Annotated in this window: 1 protein-coding gene; it reads left to right on the top strand. The window is 73.8% G+C overall.

Features of this window, described 5'->3' with window-relative positions; translation table 11 throughout:
- On the top strand, positions 1 to 447 hold a 447-nt coding region (locus AC4PG0_RS14295; RefSeq protein ID WP_492168011.1), incomplete at both ends, for a DUF938 domain-containing protein.

Here is a 447-nt window from a genome sequence, read left to right as displayed (position 1 = left end):
CCTGGACGCCATCGCCGCCCTGCCCGACGGCGCGATCACCTCGCCCGCGGCCCGTCGCAACGCCGACTCCATTCTGGGCGTCCTGCGCGCCCACCTGCCGGCGCGGGGTTCAGTGTTGGAGATCGCCTCGGGCTCCGGCGAGCATGCGACGGCCTTCGCCTCGGCCCTGCCGGGTCTCGACTGGACGCCCAGCGACCCCAGCGCCGAGGCCATGGCCAGCATCTCGGCCTGGAGGGCGCAGGCCGGTGCACCGTCTCTGCGCGCGCCCTTGGCGCTGGACGCATCCGACGACGCGACCTGGCCCGACCAGACGTACGACGCCGTCTTTTGCGCGAACATGACGCACATCAGCCCCTGGTCGGCGACCGAGGGGCTGATGCGACTGGCGGGCGCCCGACTGCGTCGGCCGGGCGGCCTGCTGGTGTTGTACGGCCCCTACCGCGAGGC

This window comes from Listeria sp. MAN/IMW/UF464 (genome assembly GCF_058683955.1).
Note: the sequence above shows the minus strand (reverse complement) of the source record. Positions and strands in the feature narration are given on the sequence as shown.